The sequence below is a fragment of the Pseudomonas sp. 05N36 genome, from assembly GCF_056397385.1.
In genome coordinates this window covers 1-2500 of sequence record NZ_JBFTNH010000042.1, presented here as the reverse complement: position 1 = coordinate 2500, position 2500 = coordinate 1, and the positions used below count along the sequence as shown (strand labels likewise).

Here is a 2500-nt window from a genome sequence, read left to right as displayed (position 1 = left end):
CATGGGCAGGTTGAAGGTTRGGTAACACTRACTGGAGGACCGAACCGACTACCGTTGAAAAGTTAGCGGATGACCTGTGGATCGGAGTGAAAGGCTAATCAAGCTCGGAGATAGCTGGTTCTCCTCGAAAGCTATTTAGGTAGCGCCTCATGTATCACTGTAGGGGGTAGAGCACTGTTTCGGCTAGGGGGTCATCCCGACTTACCAAACCGATGCAAACTCCGAATACCTACAAGTGCCGAGCATGGGAGACACACGGCGGGTGCTAACGTCCGTCGTGAAAAGGGAAACAACCCAGACCGTCAGCTAAGGTCCCAAAGTTATGGTTAAGTGGGAAACGATGTGGGAAGGCTTAGACAGCTAGGAGGTTGGCTTAGAAGCAGCCACCCTTTAAAGAAAGCGTAATAGCTCACTAGTCGAGTCGGCCTGCGCGGAAGATGTAACGGGGCTCAAACCATACACCGAAGCTACGGGTATCACTTAGGTGATGCGGTAGAGGAGCGTTCTGTAAGCCTGTGAAGGTGAGTTGAGAAGCTTGCTGGAGGTATCAGAAGTGCGAATGCTGACATGAGTAACGACAATGGGTGTGAAAAACACCCACGCCGAAAGACCAAGGTTTCCTGCGCAACGTTAATCGACGCAGGGTTAGTCGGTCCCTAAGGCGAGGCTGAAAAGCGTAGTCGATGGAAAACAGGTTAATATTCCTGTACTTCTGGTTATTGCGATGGAGGGACGGAGAAGGCTAGGCCAGCTTGGCGTTGGTTGTCCAAGTTTAAGGTGGTAGGCTGAGATCTTAGGTAAATCCGGGATCTTAAGGCCGAGAGCTGATGACGAGTGTTCTTTTAGAACACGAAGTGGTTGATGCCATGCTTCCAAGAAAAGCTTCTAAGCTTCAGGTAACCAGGAACCGTACCCCAAACCGACACAGGTGGTTGGGTAGAGAATACCAAGGCGCTTGAGAGAACTCGGGTGAAGGAACTAGGCAAAATGGCACCGTAACTTCGGGAGAAGGTGCGCCGGTGAGGGTGAAGGACTTGCTCCGTAAGCTCAYGCCGGTCGAAGATACCAGGCCGCTGCGACTGTTTATTAAAAACACAGCACTCTGCAAACACGAAAGTGGACGTATAGGGTGTGACGCCTGCCCGGTGCCGGAAGGTTAATTGATGGGGTTAGCTAACGCGAAGCTCTTGATCGAAGCCCCGGTAAACGGCGGCCGTAACTATAACGGTCCTAAGGTAGCGAAATTCCTTGTCGGGTAAGTTCCGACCTGCACGAATGGCGTAACGATGGCGGCGCTGTCTCCACCCGAGACTCAGTGAAATTGAAATCGCTGTGAAGATGCAGTGTATCCGCGGCTAGACGGAAAGACCCCGTGAACCTTTACTATAGCTTTGCACTGGACTTTGAATTTGCTTGTGTAGGATAGGTGGGAGGCTTTGAAGCGTGGACGCCAGTTCGCGTGGAGCCATCCTTGAAATACCACCCTGGCAACTTTGAGGTTCTAACTCAGGTCCGTTATCCGGATCGAGGACAGTGTATGGTGGGTAGTTTGACTGGGGCGGTCTCCTCCTAAAGAGTAACGGAGGAGTACGAAGGTGCGCTCAGACCGGTCGGAAATCGGTCGTAGAGTATAAAGGCAAAAGCGCGCTTGACTGCGAGACAGACACGTCGAGCAGGTACGAAAGTAGGTCTTAGTGATCCGGTGGTTCTGTATGGAAGGGCCATCGCTCAACGGATAAAAGGTACTCCGGGGATAACAGGCTGATACCGCCCAAGAGTTCATATCGACGGCGGTGTTTGGCACCTCGATGTCGGCTCATCACATCCTGGGGCTGAAGCCGGTCCCAAGGGTATGGCTGTTCGCCATTTAAAGTGGTACGCGAGCTGGGTTTAGAACGTCGTGAGACAGTTCGGTCCCTATCTGCCGTGGACGTTTGAGATTTGAGAGGGGCTGCTCCTAGTACGAGAGGACCGGAGTGGACGAACCTCTGGTGTTCCGGTTGTCACGCCAGTGGCATTGCCGGGTAGCTATGTTCGGAATAGATAACCGCTGAAAGCATCTAAGCGGGAAACTAGCCTCAAGATGAGATCTCACTGGGACCTTGAGTCCCCTGAAGGGCCGTCGAAGACTACGACGTTGATAGGTTGGGTGTGTAAGCGCTGTGAGGCGTTGAGCTAACCAATACTAATTGCCCGTGAGGCTTGACCATATAACACCCAAGCAATTTGCGAACTCGACAGAGGCCAGATTGCGGTGTGTGAAGACGAAAYGAACCGAAAGTTCGACAACTCACGAAACACCGAGATCTATCACATACCCAATTTGCTGAAGCGAGACCAACAGGTCACGACTCAGTACCCGAATTTCTTGACGACCATAGAGCATTGGAACCACCTGATCCCATCCCGAACTCAGCAGTGAAACGATGCATCGCCGATGGTAGTGTGGGGTTTCCCCATGTGAGAGTAGGTCATCGTCAAGATTAAATTCCGAAACCCC

General features: G+C 52.1%; 2 rRNA genes (1 of these 2 cut by a window edge). Both read left to right on the top strand.

What is annotated here, in order from left to right:
* Positions 1 to 2210: ribosomal RNA gene (locus tag AC1DIH_RS27985) — 23S ribosomal RNA — on the top strand (it extends 682 nt beyond the left edge of the window).
* Positions 2211 to 2367: 157 nt separating this feature from the next.
* A 5S ribosomal RNA gene (gene rrf / locus AC1DIH_RS27980) occupies positions 2368 to 2483 on the top strand.
* The last annotated feature ends 17 nt before the right edge of the window (positions 2484 to 2500 follow it).